This window comes from Pseudomonas sp. S3_A03, assembly GCF_054668275.1.
Map to the genome: position 1 here is coordinate 203,369 of NZ_CP162753.1, position 15,544 is coordinate 218,912.

Consider the following 15,544-nt stretch of genomic DNA (forward strand, 5'->3'; position numbering starts at 1 on the left):
TCAATCCGACATGCCAATAAATATGGATCTTCGTCGTGAGCCATCCCAGGTTATGCTCGAATGCATGAACTGGCGGCGCTTCAGGCTCCCTTTTTACCGGCACTTGCAGAGCGCGGGTCGCACCTACGCCGTGGGGTCTATCGTTCAGGCGTCACCGTTGACCGTTCAACTTGGCGTGAGGCCCCTTGCAGATGCGCACCAAATCCCTGGCCGCATCGGAGAGATCATACAGCTGTGCCATCAATGAATTTCTCTTCTTCGATAGGTGCAAACTCTAAAAATCTCATCGCTCTAGAGTCCTTTGGACGTTTTCAAAGGGGCTTCGTGCAAAGCTCACTGAGCGTTGGTATTCAGCCGAGAGTGGAACGGATTGATTTTTCACACTTCTGAGAAGGACGTATGCGGCGGCATTCCAAGGTGGCGTACGATAGCGTTTGCAATTTTTGCATGATCATCATTCAGAAACATACGGGCGGTCTGACGATAAACCTTTATCCAACGAAAGTTTAGTTGACCCTCAGATTTTTCAATTTTAAGTATCTGCTTTATAATCGCTCGTGCGAATTGGAGGGTAAGGTGCTGACTTGGTTTCAAATCACCGTGTGTGTAATGAAACTTGTTGCGGAGGTCAATATAGAGCTGGCACAGTGAGTAATCTGAGTTGTGAGTTAAATTGAAGTGAACTCCAAGCCCTTTATAAATGCTTGAAAAGCCAAATACGCGGTCCCCGTCAAGTATATACGAGTCGGGAAATGTTCCTTTTTTCGTTGTGTAGCTAGCAATTGTTGCATTGCGTAAAAACAGTGCGCCCGAAGCATAGCATTCGTAAGTTCTAAAAATATGCATAAATGCTTTGTTGTATAGTTTGCGGCGAAGAGAAAGCTCGTATGCCAAATAATGAAATATTGAGATTACTTTGTAGACGCAAGGGAAGCCATTCTGTAGTGCGGCAGTAGGGTATGCGTTGGATAAATCAGTAGAAGTTATTGGGCGCACAGCCATCAAGGTATTGCAGTACTGTATAAGGTCGTCAACTTCTGTGTTGAGAACTCTGAGGTTTGGTTTTAGTGTAATTAAAATGTCGGTGAAAGCTTTAAGTTCATGTAGTTGTAATCCATCGAAATCAGTGCCAAGACTCTTGCTCTTTAAAAAAGAATCGGGCAAAAAGCTACACCTGGTGAGCAGTTGACTGATATGGCGGTTGAGTTCATTTTGCTCCGCGCAGGCAGTTTCAATCGTATGCTTAACAATAGGGTGAAATTTATTTGTATTTTTATAATGATAAACAGGGTTGTGCGCGTCTATTGTCAGATCTTTAGAGCAGAACTGGATGGATTCCGAGGTAAGTCCCGTATACGGATCAAATTTTACAAAGCGTCTTTCGGTATATGTTGCTCGACAGGAATATTTTAGAAAGTGCTCAGCCGTTGCCAGCACACTACCGGCAGGTACTAGCAAGCCTTGAGGCCGGATTTGTACAGTACTGTAAATCTGTTCAGCAGTATCGATCAGTAGGGTGCGAGAATTTGAAATAATCAGAAAATCAGAATACTCAAGTGTCGCGGCGCATAGCAGCTCGATTAGAGCTGCGTCAGCGTTAGCGCAATCCAGTATGGAGAAATATACCGTATTACAATTCTTCATCAAACTCTTCGCTCTTCGAATAGATGAAGTCCTTAGCCTTTAGGGTGCGAGCCAGATCATCAAATGAGTTGGTAAGGTTTTCAGATATTAATCGTCCGACCTCCCGGTCAAATTCGGTCCTTGAGGAGTCACCACCAAATTCTTTCATCTGGCGCGGCTTATCGAGCTCAGCGGAGTACAAGCGTTCGCGCTCAAAGGCAGGGAGGTTAAAATTTGTACGGTAAGATTTTTCAAACACTTTACGCTTGTCTTCGCGCATTTGATTGATAAAACTTCCGACCTCTTCTTTAGCAAGCTCAGAAATAACTTGTGCCTCTTTCGAGCTTTCAGCTACTACCTTGCCCGCGTTCGAGAGTAGTAATCTAACAATCTGGCGCTTTGCTGATTTAGTTACTTTTATGCGAGAGCCACTAAATATTGTATCTTGAAGGTATAAGTGACGCTCATCAAATAAATCTGATTTTGGGGAACGAGTTTGCGACAAAAACAGTCACGTAATAAGAAGCACGCGAGATAGAGATATTATTGGCGATAAATTTTGCACAGAGTAATGACCATGCCTCAATCATTGCTTTTTGGAATATGGCCTTGCGGGAAAAATCGGGTATTGTGCTGTCCACTAAGGACTTCAAATCCTCTCTCACCTTCGCATGCATTGCGTGCCCGGGTTTTAAAAGAATGTCATTGAAAAGGATATGGCCTTTAACAAGAGAGAATACGTCTTGTTCGTTTCGGCGCTCCCGCTTGGTTTCTTCTTCGAGATCGATAAAGTAATTTCTGAATTTAGTGCAGTATTCGGAATAGAATGGAGTGTTGAAAAAAATATCGATCAAAGCTGGCGTGATGGTCTCGTTAACCAAATGTATAAGCTTGGCTCGATGGCGAGAAAGGAAATCACGCCAAGGGAAGTATTCCGGTGCGCCACGGATCTCTTCATACTCATCAATGTCAAAATCAAAATCACTAGATTGTCTGTCAATCCCAAGAATTGCCGCTAATAGCTTAACGCCATTTTTTGTTTTGAAAATTTCCTCGAATGCGCTGTTGATGACCCCAATGCTTGTTAATGTGTGCTCGCGAGAGATTTCCAATGATTGCTTGTGGTTTTTCGTGTTCCATTCGATAAGCCCGAGCCCCTCACCTTTTTTCTGGTCTAGTACTGTTTTGCAAAATTCTCGACAGATAATAGAACCTAAGGTTTGATCTGAAAGCAAGGTGAGGAAGTGCCCACTGACACGCTCAACAGTGGAGTTAACATCAACAAAAAGATGGCGAAGTACTTCTGGTACTTTAGGTTGTGTGTCGTTGTTTTTTTCAATGGAATTTGGAGGGTATACAAGACAAATAGGCAGGGTAAGGTCTTTAACTAATTCTCGATGACTGGAACGCAACGCATTCAGTGCAAATAGTCGATGCTGGCCATCTATGACTACCAGTCGAGCCCCTTTAATTCCGTTAGGCGTGATATTAACTTCTACCTTTGCGTTATTTATCGTGATAGTTGCTGGGTGATCTCCATCTCCGCAGTAGAAGATCCGAGGGTCTTCTTGCTCAACATGGTAATTGGTAACTTTTAGTACGCCCGGCCATTCACGGATATGGAGCTTGCCTAAATCATCGTTGCCCGAGCTGTAAGTGGAGTTTGGGTAGTAGTCCTCAAGACGTTTGTCTTGGTCTACGAAAACTACGCCGACGAGTAGCGGAGGTAAAAATACAATATCTTTTTGGATTCCGTCTTCTTTTGCTAGATATTGGCTAATTTCAGCGATTGCTCGATCTTCGTCAATATCGCGCTGGATTAAATAATCAAAATTAAGGTCAGTGTTCACATCTTTTGCATAAGATAGATAGGATAGTTCATCCACCTTAAAAGATGTCATGAAGTATTCAATGGGGACGGATCCGTTGGTTTTAAATACACCGAATGCACCATCTTTCTCAAATTCATACCGGAAAGGTGCGGCAGTTTGTCTTCTGCTCATTTGTACGCCTCAAAATGGTTAGGTATTTGTGGGAGATATGCCACAGACGAAAAGTTGGTAGCTGTGTTGAGCGCTGTATTGTTCAAAAGTAAATTTTTTATGGCGTTCATGCTGATGTACAGGAGTTCAACTGCGATTAGGGCTGTCCGAGATTCCAGCATTATCGGTAGCCGGAGACGGTAATACTGCGTGTGTGTTTCTCGAACCGATTAAGTGACACGCAGGAGCGAGGCGTGCCATTGGAGTCAGAATGGAGGCCCATGTAGGCATTTTTTGTAAGCCTTTGGTTCAATCCCTATCCCCTCTTTTCTCTAGCAATCCATGTCGATTATCGACATCATACCTGACAATCAAAGGCGCGTAAGCCTTCATCAGGTTTGCATGCATCTGGCTTCATTATGCTACCTGACCGGGTAACGATTGAAAATAGCTAGACCAGCGCCTAGTGGTTACTCATTGAACGCGAGCAGACCCCCAATTACGGAGGCCTATGTTGGGAAAAACAATTTGACTTCAAGCATTTTAATATCTTTCTCTAATGACTGTATCTTAAGTGGCATGAAGGTGAGTGAGGGAATCGCGGTTCGCTAGTTGTGACAGTTTGTGGGTATTTAGATTTGACTTGCATGAAGTATTCGCCCTTCGCGAGAAGGGTTGTTGTTAGTGGTGGCTCAATGTATTAGTTTTATCGCTGCAATAAGGATGATTGTTGCGGCTGAAAGTATGACGCCCATTCTCGCTGTTAGCTTAATATGAGGTCACTCCGGGGTCATAAGTACCGCGAGCGTCATTCTGATGAACTCTTCGTTTTGGCTGATTGTGTCTAGCGCACCGCGAACATTCTCGGCGACGTCAGCAGAACCGCGATGCTCTACCCAAAGTGTTAGCTCCATGATGGCAGCTTCGAGGGCGAGTTGGTTTTGATTGATCTTGAAAAGCAGGGAAGGGAGCAGGTCTGAATTGGTCATTGGTTATTCTCCGTGTGAGGACAGCATAGCAGTAGGGAAATTTGCGATGACCAATTGTCTAAACGTTGCCATTCAAAGTCGTGTTTCCTGAGATCTACATCGTTGCCGACTACTCAGACCACCAACCTTTCTCTGGCTGTCCGTAGTGTGAGCCACTGAACCAGCTTTCTAGCTCTACGTCCAACGTGGTTATTAATGCCAGATTCCCCTGCAAAGGATCCAAGAGATCAGCCTGCTTGCGAGCCCAGTCGATCCAAGGCGTTGCGAGACTTCAGGACTGCGTGGACAAACATCCTTACTAGTGATCATCTGCGGGTTCAGGGATGAGATAGAAAGGGGGCGAAGAGAGACGGAGCCCCCTGGCGGACCCTGTGTCAAACCGGGGCACGCTGTCATAATTTCACCGCGTCGGTGTAGGCTGTAGTGTGCGGTCTCTCAAACTGCAACGGCGTCACAGTATTGTGGCTGGCCATGAGTTCGGCAGTCCTAATACTCGCGGTGCAGAATGTCGTAGGATCCAATAGATTTCTATGGGAATCTAAGCATTTACGATTTTAAGAAAAGGATTATCGGCCGGCACAATATTGAACAACAACGCCGGGGTCTCGAGCAAATAACCTTTAAGATTTGCTTTCTTCCGAGGACCTTCGACATGACAGATCCAGATGTTCAAGCCATCGTCTCGTTTCCTGTGGACCTTCAGTTTTTCGAACTGCTTCTGCACCCAACGCCATTCTTCAATCTCTTGATCGAAATCCTGTGAGATACCAGGAAACTCCTGCACATAGCGTTGGAAGAGACCTGGTGTGACCAATAGCACGCTGCCGCTCACCGTGTGGATTTTAGCCTTGCTGTCGTTGATGATCAGCTTGTGGCTCTGGATGCCTTCCTTGACCCATTTCAGGAATGCCCGACCGGGGTTGTCCGAAGGGGAGCTTCGGATTTCAAGAGCTCTTTCGGGTGGTGATTCAGGAGTCTCGGGCTCTGCCAATTCGAACATATTCAGCAACGTTCCGAGGTAATCGGCATCCATCGCTAGTGAATCTTCCAGCGATTGGTTTTGATGTGATCCTGTTCCGCCTGCCTTGGGCACTGGTGGTGATACCGGAGCGTCAGTCGGGTGGTCATCGACTACCATGGTCACTGTTCCGCTGAAAATTTTGGGCCGGTCTTCGTTTCCCCAAATCAGTGCGGGTTGAAGGCGCAGAAAGGTGAAACTCTGCTGCCAATTTCCCTGTGCGACGAGCGCGGTCCAGATGGCTTTGCCTTCCGGCGTGGACTCCACCAATCCATGCGATTGCAGCTCATCGAACACCGCGAGGTTGGACGAGGGAATGCCCTCAATCGATTGCGACAGCAGATAGGCTCGCAGCTTGTCTGTGACCGTCTTGCTGACCAGCCAGAGCGCGTCCTGGGTCAGCCATCCTGCGGCACCTGGCTGGTTGAGTTTCAGTTCGTGCTGAACCAGATGACGCAGCCCGCTGATCAAGTGATGTTGCAGCGAATGAATCGGCGCTTGCAGCGCCTTGCTCGGGTTGCCACCGATGTTCTGTGCGGTGGAAACACGGTCTGCCTGCATCACCAGCTCACCGAGCACGCCGGCACGTTCATACTGCCCCGCCAGGACATATAGCAGGCTAGCCCAGAGCGATGGAAATCCACTGAGCCAATCGAGGATTGGGCGGTCGAGAATCTGCATGTAGAGCAAGCCTGCGGCCGCGCCGTGCAGGTGATAGTCGCGACCCTTGAGGTAGCGAAAACGATACGGCTGATCCAAGGAACCCTGCCAAGGATGCCAAACACGGCCATCCTGGCGTTCGACCAGCAGGTCCACGGCAATCTTGCCGATGTCATGCAGCAACGCGCCATAGGCGATGCCAGCGGACCAAGCGTCGGTCTGGGCGGCTTGGTCTTCGGGCGCGGCGCCGGTCGGCAGCAGATACGACTGACGCAATTTCAAACTACAAGCGACCAGCTCCAACCCATGGTCTAGCATGCCGCCAAGATAAGCATGGTGGTGCGTCTCGCTGGCTGGAAGCTGCTGGACCAGCTCGGCGTAGCGATGGATCGGATTTAAATAGAGCTGGCTGAATTGCGGATGGGAGAGGGCGGTGTACTGCCAAATGCGATCAAGCAACTGGCGGCGATGCTCGGCTGCTAACAAGCTCTGGGACGATTCGATGGGCAGGTACCCATCGGCGACGTTTACGGTTGGTGGCGGAGGAGGCTTTTGCCTTTTGTGCCGAAACAGACTGAGCATCATGGTCCTCCCGGGAACTGGCAGAGTCAGTGGCCTTTTAGCCTTTTCGGATAGGGCTCTTACCCTTGATTTCCCATTCCCTTCCAACCCTTACTGGTCCTTTTGACGTGTTTCCCTTTGTGCGGCAATCGTAATATCGATTTGTCCTGGTGCCGTTTTGTTGGATGCGCGTGCTGGTACGAAAAAGGAAAGTGTCGGTACACTGCGGTGCGAATTTTATCGGGCCTTGCCATGAACCTCACTGACGCCACGCTCGTGCTGCTGCTCGCGGCACGTATCCATGGGACAGACGAAGCCGTCAGGGCCTCGGCGAAGAGCGTGGTTAAGAAGTTGCCGCGCAGCAAACGCGATCTGATCTACAAGGTGATCGACAGTCGGAGTCCGCTCGAGCTGGTGGATTACCTGGCTGAGAATCTGGATACGTAACGGTGTACTGCGGTTACGGGATTACCTCATGTTCTTTGCGTCAGAGCTCCGCAGTGTGGGGATTTTTCTGGGCATAGAAAAAAGGTCCAACTCGTGTTGGACCCTATGAAGCGTTTGCAGCGGTGAGGTGACGATCAAGCTCCATCTTTCATGCATCGCGAGTCATCCATTACCGTCTGCTTCCGTTGCTGCTCCAGGTTGAGCACATACTCCGAAGCGCATCGGGCCTGGCCACTGGCGCGGAAAATCGCGCGGTTGTCAGCCTTGAGCAGGCCGAGCCAGTAGTCGATATAGCCGTCGTGCCGAAGCTCTCCCCGTATACCGGCGTAGGCACATAAAAAAGCGGCCCCCATTTCGGCGATCAACTCTTCAAATGCATAGTCTGGCGAGCCAAATGGACACGGAGAGGTTACGCCTTCGCGCTGCAATCTAGAGTAGTGTCCGGTCCAGTGCGTCAGCTCGTGAAGCGCGGTGGCGTAGTATCCATCTTGATCGTGAAACTGCGCTTTTGTCGGCAGTTGGATGAGATCCCTGATCGGGTGGTAAAAGGCTTCGTCGGAAAATCGATGAATGATATTTGCGCCCGAACTTCGCAACAAACTTTCTGCAGCAGCGTTGGGGAAGAAGGGATCGCTCGGTTCCGTCTCGATTAAAGTTTCGTTGAGCGTTTCGAGCCTTTCCGTTTGCTCGATGTTGAACAGAAAATGTGTCCTGAGAATGCCGAAGTGAGCGACCTTGGGCTGACCGTTTTCATCCAGTACGGGTTGGCCTGATTCGGTCTGTTCCTCGCGTTCCATCGGTTTGTAGAGCACTGCCAGGGTGCTGTGCTCACCCTTACGGATGTGCCCGCCGGCTTTTTTGGCTTGGTTGAAAGTCAGCCAGCGATCTTGAGTGAACCCCTGCAATCTAGCCTCGGTCCAGAGCAGCGGTAAATTGATGCCCGAATAGGGACGCTGCGTGACGGCGTTAAGGGGGTAGGGTTGGTGTTGACGGACGTCGGCTGAGCCACTTGAGGACCAGGGTTTGATCCAAGGGGCTATGCCTTGGCCTAACGCGGTAACGATCTTATCTGTCACGTCTTGGTAGATATTACGCATGGCATTTTCCTCGAGAGAAAGCGGAGGAACGCCTTGCCCGTCGGGAAAGGGTTCCCCGGTGGGTGTTGGGTTGGATTGATGCAGGACTGCGCGCAGTCTGAGTGTGTATGCGTTTAGCGTTGATGTTCTTCTGCAAGCGCTATCAATAAGGCATCAGGCTGATCCGGTGCCTGAAGCAGGCTGAGGCTCAGTTGCAGCAACGGTTCATGACTCGTGTCACTCGCTGAGGCAATTTTGGTTACCTCGAACACCACGTAGGGTGCGTTTGGATCGGCCAGGTGAGCTTTTAAGGCTGCGCGTACCACGTTGCTCAGCCTATCGAGCTGCAGCTTTTCAGGATAATTTGAACCGTCGAGAAGTACTGCGCGTTGCCACGCGTCTGGAGTGAACTGTAGTGGTCTAATGAAACCGGACACCCATTTAGGCGAGAATGCTCGCCAGATCGAGGTGTCAGATGACCAAACAACGCCGCTCCTTTACTCCTGAATTCAAACGCGAGGCTGCCGACCTCGTGCTCAAACAAAACTACAGCTACATCGAAGCCAGCCGTTCACTCGGCATTGGTGAGTCGGCATTGCGCCGCTGGGTTGACCAGATTCAGAAAGAACATAAAGGCATCACCCCGCAGAGCAAGGCTCTGACTCCGGAACAGCAAAAAATTCAGGAGCTGGAAGCCCGGATTGCTCGGCTTGAGCGAGAGAAATCAATACTAAAAAAGGCTACCGCGCTCTTGATGTCGGAAGATCACGAGCGTTCGCGCTGATTGACCAGTTGAGTGCACATGAGCCGGTTGATTGGCTGTGCAAGGTGTTTGACGTCACGCGCTCGTGTTACTACGCCCAGCGCCTGCGGCGCCGCACGCCCGATGTTGAACGGCTTCGATTGCGAAGTCGCGTCAGTGAGCTGTTCTCGCAAAGTCGCAGCTCTGCGGGCAGTCGCAGCATCTTGTCGCTGATGCGTGAAGACGGTGAGCAACTCGGTCGATTCAAAGTGCGTAGCTTGATGCGCGAGCTTGATTTAGTCAGCAAACAACCTGGCTCCCATGCCTACAAACGAGCAACAGTAGAAAGACTGGATATCCCGAACACATTGAACCGCGAGTTCGACGTGCCAGCGCCCAATCAAGTCTGGTGCGGCGATATCACCTACATTTGGGCGCAAGGAAAGTGGCATTACCTGGCTGTCGTCCTGGATCTTTGTACGCGTCGGATCGTGGGCTGGGCGCTGTCGGAAAAGCCAGACGCTGAGCTGGTGATCAAAGCGCTGGATATGGCTTACGAGCAGCGTGGCAGGCCTTCGGATCTGCTATTCCACTCGGACCAGGGATCGCAATATGCAAGCCGACTCTTTCGCCAGCGGTTGTGGCGATACCGCATGCGCCAGAGCATGAGCCGACGAGGAAACTGCTGGGATAACGCACCGATGGAGCGCGTATTTCGCAGCTTGAAAACAGAATGGATACCGACCGTGGGCTATCGAACTGCGCAGGAAGCACAGCGCGATATCAGCCATTTTTTGATGCATCGCTACAACTGGATTAGGCCTCATCAATTCAACGATGGGTTGGCCCCAGCGCGGGCCGAGGAAAAACTTAACGTCGTGTCCGGGATTAGTTGACCACTACAACCTACTTTTTCAACAGAATCGGCCAGAAGCGGACGTTGAGAACAGAGAAATAAATCTGTTCTCTTTTCCCAATGGACATCATTGCGGGGTACGCAAGGCTATCGTGTGGTGCGCGCAGCGCTCTGTACAAAAGCACCTTAGCACTTGGCGCCGCACAATTAGGCGAAGCATGGACTTCGCGTACACTAACGTTATGCCTGAGCCAATGCACTAACGAACAGCTCGTAGAGTGCTTGTGGTGGTATTGGGGGGAATACGCAACTAGCACGGTTGAAGTTACAAGCGCCAGCTGAGTGCAGCGTGAGTGCCCCACCAGTTAAAAGAAAACTGATGCTCTGGCGACTCCTGAAGTGGCTGGCATTTCTTTCTTCATCTGTTCCGGCACATGGTTGAAGGTCTAGCCTGTAGCGTGCAGGATCGGGTTGGATGGTACAGCGGTTCTTACACCCATCAACTTGATCTAGAAATTGCCTCTTTGCTAATCAGTGTCTGCGCACGCACATATTGTCCTGGCGTAACACCCATTATCCGACGGAACATGGCAATGAAAGCACTAATATTTTCGTAGCCAAGCTCAATCGCCGTTGTCGTCACTGACATCCCCTCGACCAATAGTTGAATAGCGCGCAACGTGCGCGCACGTTGTCGCCATTCAGAAAAACTAAAACCGGTTTCAGCGACCAGACGCCGGGCAAGTGTTCTAGGTGCCATACCTGACCAAGCAGCCCAATCCTCAAGTGATCTATTGTCATCAAGCTGAGCAAGTATCGCATCGGTGATACGCCTCAAGCGCGGGTCATTGGGGTGCGTCAGACCGATGGGTTCAGCGGGTGAGGTAGCAATTTCATCCAAGATGACTGCTGCAACCCGCGACTCCATTTCGTTGCGGGGTGGTTGTCCCCACGATGCAGCGCGGCTTACCGCTTCGCGCAGCAAACTGCTGACCCTAAATGTGCATGGCATTTGATGCAGGATCCGCACTCTTGCTCCGCGATATAGACCATCGCTCCTGCAAAAGCGCCATGTGACATCATCGCGTGTGCGACACGGGGAGGTATCCAAATGGCATGGGTAGCTGGCACTACCCATGAGCCGCCGTCAGTGCTGACGGAAAGCAGGCCGGCAAGGCTTGCGATTAGTTGGCCTGTCGTATGAGTGTGGGGCGCCGTTTCGCGGATCGCCCGGTCGCGTTGCTCTATCGCCAACAGTGGCATAAGCGCGCGATTCATGGCTGGTTTACGTTATCCAATGTCATATCTGAGGTAGCCATATCCTGAATGCCTAATGGAGAATAAGACCGGTCAGACGAATACTCAATGTCTAAAAAACGCAAATGTTGCTTCTCTTGGATTGGCCTGATTATGCGTACCTCTCACACATTTATTTTCTGTGTTTTGGCCGTAACAGCTGGATGCGCAAGCTCACCTCCCTATTTGGCCCGTGAATCTTTAAAGGATCATTTGATGAATTCTAACCACATGGTGCATGCCGTCGATCATATTGGCTTCGCAGTCAGTTCATTGGAAGAAGCCATTCGCTTCTGGACAATTGGACTTGGGTTCACTCTTGAGCGTCAGTCGGAAATGGGCGGATCATTCATTTTGCAAGTAACCGGCACCGCCGATCCGAGCGTGCGAACGGCAATAGTCAAAGGCCCGGATGGCAGCCGAGTAGAGTTGCTGGAATATTCGCAGGGTGACCGCCACGGTATCACTCCACCTACGGCATCAGCGATTGGTTCAGCGCATTTGGCATTGAGAGTGCAAGACATATACGCCGTACTCGAACGCATTGAGCAAGCAGGCTGGAAAGTAAGAGGCAAGCCTCAAGCGATTCCCGCAGGCCCACGCAAGGGAACTCTAGTTGTATATGTGACCGGGCCAGATCATATCACTCTGGAACTGATGCAGGCTAATGAGTAGCTTCCTACCGAAGGCTGTTAAGCTTATTTCCCTAAAGCAATTACTTAAAGCGCTCTCCGTCGCGCATGACGTCTCATGCCAACTGGTCTCAATGGTTATCATCGGTTGGCATGTCCCCCGATAGCTTCTCCAGCAGCCTCAAATTTGACCAGTCTGAGCTGGCAATCGACGCGGCCCGGCGCGATCAAGGTTTAGTGCTTACCAGCCCTAGGTTGGTTGAAGAAGACGTACAACTAGGCTTTCTCGTACCTGTCTTTGAATCTTTACTAAAGACTGGCAAGGGCTATTATTTGGTGCAGGCCAAAGATGTGGTGCTGGGTGAAGCAGCCCAACTTTTGCGCCGGTGGCTTTGAGATGTAGCGCAGCGAGTTCAAAAAAACTGATGACTTAAGGGCGATGCTTTCTATTTAACGTGAACGGCAGGGGTCGAGAAGGTGACGTTGCCAGACGCCTTTCGCCAAGGCGCCAGGATCAGTGCAATCGCGCAACGCAACCTCACAGGTTCACCGGACGACCGGACGAAGGTGTCCACCATTCTGGAGCCCCATTTATGGGGCGGCATGGTGGTGCCGCTCAACAGTTCTCGGCCATGTGCGGTCTCATTAGTCGTTATGACCTCAAAGTCGTATTTGAGCGAGTTGGTGGTTACGTCGTACTGTCCAGCTTGCCGCCGTTTTTTATCTGGCTCAATCTGTATTGTGTATTCAGTATTCGTCGCGGGTGCTCCTGGAACGGTGCCTTCATTTCTTCGCAGATGTCCATCGTCCTTTCTTACCTGAGCGCAATTTGCCGGCGAGCCATGACAGCGCTATCGCCGGAATTGAGAGAAAGGCCGCAATGACGATACCAGCAGCTAGCAACGGGGATGTACCCGAAGTCGCCAAAACCACGGGGATCTGAGAGAGCATTACAATGCCGCCTGCGGACCACTGTGAGCTTTTTAGAACGGCTCCAAGGATCACGGACAACACTAGCGCGGCGGGATAGATGATGGTCCAGTAACTAGCTAGGTCCCAAGGCTCCGCAGCGCCTGTGATTGCTGAAACAACAGTCCAAAAAAACAGGGACACAACGCAGGTAACAATGAATGGCATGAACAATTCCTGGAACTTGGGGGCAAATCGGCTTTGGTCGTTATCGTAATCGTGGTTGATGGTCCAGTCTCTTAATTTTGTTCTTAACTATCTTGTGAAAAAATGACGAATCCCCGCGATTGCTGCCAACTTAGAGGTTTTCGGCCTCTAGCCCACTTCGTCGGCGTGTTCGCGCCAACATCCCCGATATAAGTCTTATGCCATCTGAATGATGACGCACGCCATCGCTGAATTTACTGATCCAGGCGTTGACGAAACCGAGGAACAGCAAAATCCAAAAAACGCCTCATTTTCAGGGGCATGTGTCCAGGTGACATGTGGATCAGGTTGATAGGCGCCGACAAAGGCTCATATTTATCCAGCACAATCTCCAGCAGTCCCTTGCTGACCGCTTCCGCGACTTGGTAGTGCAATAACTGAACGACTCCAACGCCATCAATGGCGGCCTGTGCTGCGGCTTCAGCGGTCGTTACCGATAAGCGCGGGGTAATCCGCCTCGTTAATTCCGCCACGCCATGTTTGGAGTGTTGAAAAGGCATAGGGGCGTCAAGTCGCACGGTTGGAAAATGCTGCAGATCTGCGGGACATTCAGGTCTTCCATAATCTTCCAGCAGCCTAGGACTAGCACAAATTACAGTTCTCATGGCCCCCACCTGAGTGGCGATCATGCCGCTATCAGCGAGTGTTCCGATGCGCACCGCCATGTCCACGTGGTCGTCAACGAGGTGCGCGTTGCGATCTGAAAGCAAGAGCCGAATGTTGATTTCGGAAAACTCCCCTAAAAACGCGTTGACGATCGGCAGCACATGCAGCCGACCGAACATGATTGGCGCGGTCAGGACCAGCTCGCCTTTGGGGGCAATGAATTCTCCGGCAGCTTCGCGTTCGGCCACCTCCAACTGCTCCAATATTCGGCGCGCCGCATCCACATAAGCCACCCCTGCATCGGTCAACGAGAGCCTGCGCGTGGTTCGAATCAATAAACGGCTACCTATCAGCATCTCCAGGTCAGAAATTTTCCTGCTGATGGTGGGAAGGGGTATGTCGGCTAGCCGGCCGGCCGCCGTCAGGCTGCCAGCATCAATCGCAGCCACGAGCAGCTTCATTGCCTCAAATCTGTCCATGGAGTGTTCCAATATTTGGTAGAGAGATTCCCGATATTATCGGATTATGCATTTTTATTGAAACTGGCAAGATAGCCCTATCAAGTGGGTGCGCCTTACGCTCGACAAGCCATGAACTCACCGCCTGATAGACCACTTATCTTTTTCATTCAGTGTCCAAGGAATTTGCGTGAGCATTAAAAGTTTATTAGCGGCAACGGCCCTCAGTGCAGCGCTTGTCAGCGCAGGAGTCGAAGCGGCGGACATTAGCCATCAAAGGGCAAGCGACGTCCAACACCATTTTGTCGAGGTAAAAGGGGTCCGCATCTTCTATCGGGAAGCGGGCGACCCATCGGCGCCAACCATCGTGTTGCTTCATGGGTTCCCTACCTCATCCTTCATGTATCGCGACTTGATGTCGAAGCTGGCGGACCGTTACCACGTGATTGCCCCTGACTTCCCGGGTTTTGGATTCTCGGACAGCCCTGATCGGGCGAAGTACTCATACACGTTCGACAACATCGCCAAAACCATGGACGGGTTTACTGAAGCGCTTGCGCTGAAGCGCTACGCGCTTCAAGTTTTCGACTACGGTGCGCCTGTAGGCTGGCGGATGGCCGTCGCACACCCCGATAGAATCACCGCAATCATCAGCCAAAACGGCAACGCTTACGTTGAAGGCCTCAGCGAGGGTTGGAACCCTATTCAACGTTACTGGAACGCTCCCACTGCCGAGAACCGCAACGCATTGCGCGAGCTGCTCAAACCTGAATCAATCAAGTGGCAATACACGCATGGCGTAGCGGACCCTGACAGTATCGCACCTGAAACATACACCTTGGATTACGCGTTCGTTTCGCGACCAGGTAACGATGAAATCCAGCTAGACCTGTTCGCAGACTATGCTACCAACGTGAAGCGCTACCCCGAGTTCCAGGCGTATTTCCGCAAATATCAGCCGCCGATGTTGGCTGTTTGGGGAAAGAACGATCCGTTTTTTCTCCCGGCAGGAGCGAACGCGTTCAAGCGTGATATTCCCAAAACTGAGGTACATCTCTACGACACCGGGCACTTCGCGCTGGAAACACACTTGAACGAGATCAGTGGCGAAATCCACCTTTTCCTAGACCGGAATGTGGTGCAGCAAAAATAAGCCCTGTCGCACTTCTGCAACGGCGGGCCGTGCGCTCGCTGTTGGTGGTCCTCTCTACTCACTCGTTAGCGCGTTGTGTGTTACGTGGCTCAAAGCGCCTAGCTTCGTAGAAACATCCGACTGACTGCCTTTGGCCGATCTCTGCCCTTCGCGAAGGGCAGCAATCGGCCGATTTTGTTGAAAAAGTCGGCGTCCCCAAGCGGTCGGAACATTTCGACCCGCGCAGCGAGGCCGTCGATGGATTTTCAAAAGTCCACCGGTTTGGGGTA

16 protein-coding genes are annotated in these 15,544 nt (G+C 50.9%); 5 read left to right on the forward strand and 11 right to left on the reverse strand.

Annotated elements, in window-relative coordinates; genetic code table 11:
• Window positions 1-378: 378 nt before the first annotated feature.
• The 5 genes from AB4O25_RS00965 to mobH form a co-directional block, all read right to left on the reverse strand.
• Window positions 379-1,644, reverse strand: coding sequence for a hypothetical protein (locus tag AB4O25_RS00965; RefSeq protein ID WP_460150288.1), 1,266 nt, complete (start codon window positions 1,642-1,644; stop codon window positions 379-381).
• Complete coding sequence (locus tag AB4O25_RS00970) at window positions 1,631-2,128, reverse strand: hypothetical protein (RefSeq protein ID WP_460150290.1); 498 nt, start codon at window positions 2,126-2,128, stop codon at window positions 1,631-1,633. Before AB4O25_RS00970 ends, AB4O25_RS00965 begins: the two co-directional genes overlap by 14 nt.
• Window positions 2,091-3,626 (reverse strand): ParB N-terminal domain-containing protein, encoded by a 1,536-nt coding sequence (locus tag AB4O25_RS00975; protein WP_460150291.1) that lies wholly within the window; start codon window positions 3,624-3,626, stop codon window positions 2,091-2,093. The genes AB4O25_RS00970 and AB4O25_RS00975 overlap by 38 nt, the downstream gene beginning before the upstream one ends.
• A gap of 758 nt (window positions 3,627-4,384) precedes the next feature.
• On the reverse strand, window positions 4,385-4,594 hold the full coding sequence (locus AB4O25_RS00980) for a hypothetical protein (RefSeq protein WP_058545069.1): 210 nt from the start codon (window positions 4,592-4,594) through the stop codon (window positions 4,385-4,387).
• Window positions 4,595-5,132: 538 nt separating this feature from the next.
• Window positions 5,133-6,854, reverse strand: coding sequence for a MobH family relaxase (gene mobH / locus AB4O25_RS00985; RefSeq protein WP_058545070.1), 1,722 nt, complete (start codon window positions 6,852-6,854; stop codon window positions 5,133-5,135).
• 231 nt (window positions 6,855-7,085) lie between these two features.
• On the opposite strand from mobH, the gene AB4O25_RS00990 reads away from it, so the two are divergent.
• Window positions 7,086-7,280 carry a DUF7740 domain-containing protein gene (locus tag AB4O25_RS00990; RefSeq protein ID WP_025214500.1) on the forward strand — a complete coding sequence of 65 codons (195 nt, stop codon included), beginning with the start codon at window positions 7,086-7,088 and terminating at the stop codon, window positions 7,278-7,280.
• Between the two features lie 134 nt (window positions 7,281-7,414).
• Here the strand turns inward: AB4O25_RS00990 and AB4O25_RS00995 are convergent, their stop codons facing one another.
• Window positions 7,415-8,377, reverse strand: coding sequence for an ArdC family protein (locus AB4O25_RS00995; RefSeq protein WP_460150294.1), 963 nt, complete (start codon window positions 8,375-8,377; stop codon window positions 7,415-7,417).
• A gap of 113 nt (window positions 8,378-8,490) precedes the next feature.
• On the reverse strand, window positions 8,491-8,793 hold the full coding sequence (locus AB4O25_RS01000; RefSeq protein ID WP_460150295.1) for a hypothetical protein: 303 nt from the start codon (window positions 8,791-8,793) through the stop codon (window positions 8,491-8,493).
• Window positions 8,794-8,831: 38 nt separating this feature from the next.
• Here AB4O25_RS01000 and AB4O25_RS01005 point away from each other — a divergent pair.
• A protein-coding gene (locus tag AB4O25_RS01005) for an IS3 family transposase (RefSeq protein WP_139129458.1) occupies window positions 8,832-9,994 on the forward strand; the annotation gives its coding sequence in 2 pieces (ribosomal slippage) (window positions 8,832-9,087 and window positions 9,087-9,994; 1,164 coding nt in all).
• 459 nt (window positions 9,995-10,453) lie between these two features.
• Here AB4O25_RS01005 and AB4O25_RS01010 read toward each other — a convergent pair.
• Together AB4O25_RS01010 and AB4O25_RS01015 are read right to left on the reverse strand one after the other, a co-directional pair.
• Window positions 10,454-10,939, reverse strand: coding sequence for a helix-turn-helix domain-containing protein (locus AB4O25_RS01010; RefSeq protein ID WP_240035892.1), 486 nt, complete (start codon window positions 10,937-10,939; stop codon window positions 10,454-10,456).
• Window positions 10,921-11,232, reverse strand: a complete 312-nt coding sequence (locus tag AB4O25_RS01015) for an AraC family ligand binding domain-containing protein (RefSeq protein WP_460150297.1) — start codon at window positions 11,230-11,232, stop codon at window positions 10,921-10,923. Before AB4O25_RS01015 ends, AB4O25_RS01010 begins: the two co-directional genes overlap by 19 nt.
• A gap of 87 nt (window positions 11,233-11,319) precedes the next feature.
• Here AB4O25_RS01015 and AB4O25_RS01020 point away from each other — a divergent pair, with 87 nt between their 5' ends.
• Window positions 11,320-11,925 (forward strand): VOC family protein, encoded by a 606-nt coding sequence (locus tag AB4O25_RS01020; RefSeq protein ID WP_240035891.1) that lies wholly within the window; start codon window positions 11,320-11,322, stop codon window positions 11,923-11,925.
• A gap of 110 nt (window positions 11,926-12,035) precedes the next feature.
• Entirely contained in the window at window positions 12,036-12,278 is a 243-nt protein-coding gene (locus AB4O25_RS01025) for a type 2 periplasmic-binding domain-containing protein (protein ID WP_460150299.1), read from the forward strand.
• 387 nt (window positions 12,279-12,665) lie between these two features.
• Here the strand turns inward: AB4O25_RS01025 and AB4O25_RS01030 are convergent, their stop codons facing one another.
• The gene (locus AB4O25_RS01030) at window positions 12,666-13,019 is read right to left on the reverse strand and encodes a hypothetical protein (RefSeq protein ID WP_065876901.1); all 354 of its coding nucleotides are present in this window, start codon (window positions 13,017-13,019) and stop codon (window positions 12,666-12,668) included.
• Between the two features lie 233 nt (window positions 13,020-13,252).
• Entirely contained in the window at window positions 13,253-14,143 is an 891-nt protein-coding gene (locus AB4O25_RS01035) for a LysR family transcriptional regulator (protein WP_065876902.1), read from the reverse strand.
• A 169-nt stretch (window positions 14,144-14,312) separates the two neighbouring features.
• Here AB4O25_RS01035 and AB4O25_RS01040 point away from each other — a divergent pair, with 169 nt between their 5' ends.
• Complete coding sequence (locus AB4O25_RS01040; RefSeq protein WP_065876903.1) at window positions 14,313-15,275, forward strand: alpha/beta fold hydrolase; 963 nt, start codon at window positions 14,313-14,315, stop codon at window positions 15,273-15,275.
• Window positions 15,276-15,544 lie beyond the last annotated feature (269 nt).